At 46.9% G+C, this 1,030-nt stretch carries 1 protein-coding gene; it reads left to right on the top strand.

Annotated elements, in window-relative coordinates; genetic code table 11:
- Positions 1-158: 158 nt before the first annotated feature.
- The coding region (locus tag BO222_RS01035; RefSeq protein WP_143356882.1) for an IS66 family transposase zinc-finger binding domain-containing protein at positions 159-1,030 on the top strand (872 nt) is incomplete at its 3' end.

The following is a 1,030-nucleotide window of genomic DNA, read 5'->3' as shown; positions in this document are numbered from 1 at the left end:
GAGGTTCTTGAACTCAGTGAGCAGCAGCTCAGGTGGCTGCTTGACGGGCTTTCAATCACCCAGAAAACAAGTATAAAACAGGTCCCAAAAAGAGGTGAAAATACTTTATATAAAGCATAAATAAACTGTTTTATGGTATAATGTAATGGGTGAATACTATGCCAGAAAACAGCTCAGCAGACACATCTAACATCTCTTCAAATCCGCTCTTTCAGCAGCTGGTTAAGATCAGCCGGCAGCTGGACGACGCTCTCAAGGACAGCCGGAAAAAAGATGAAATTATCCATTCGCTGACCGAACAGGTTGAAGCAGCCAATACAACGATCGCTTCTCTGACTGAGCAGATCACTCTGATGGCGGCTCAGCGCTATGGAAAGAAATCTGAGAAACGCTCGAGCGGCAAGAAGAAGGATGATGACGACGGTAATGATTCTGACTCCACACCTTCTGCCGGATCTGCGTCTGAATCCGATTCTTCCAAAAAGCCAAATACTCATCGTCCGGTTAAGAAAAAACAGACCAGAAAGCCCAAATCGACGCTGAAAGAAATGATTGAACGCATGGGTATTGATGTGGAAAAGGTTGTAAGAGAACTCGATGAGGACAAAAGGTTCTGCGAATACTGTGGTCATGAGCTCATTCCGTTTGGAGAAAAGCATCTGCGTTACGAGCTTAAGGTTGAACTTCCCAGACTCAGAGTCATTGAGTATGTGGGTGTGACTTACGGCTGCCCTGGCTGTCATGCAAAAGCTGCTGACAGTGACACTCCGCTCAGTGAATGCGGACTGTCTCCCGTTCAGGCCGAGGCTCCAAAGCCGCTTCTGCCCGGAAGCTGGGCTTCCTCCTCATTTCTTGCCATGGCGATCGCCTTCAAGATTCTCTATCAGATTCCCACCAATCTTCTGATTACGATGTTCAGAGAAATGGGAATGTTCAGCGTTTCTTCAGGAACTCTGTGCAGCTGGATCATTTCAGTTTCGCAGGTTTACTTTGCTCCTCTGTTTGACAGACTCAGACAGATTCTGCTTGC

The organism is Ileibacterium valens (assembly GCF_001945525.1).
GTDB lineage: Bacteria > Bacillota_I > Bacilli_A > Erysipelotrichales > Erysipelotrichaceae > Ileibacterium > Ileibacterium valens.
Note: the sequence above shows the minus strand (reverse complement) of the source record. Positions and strands in the feature narration are given on the sequence as shown.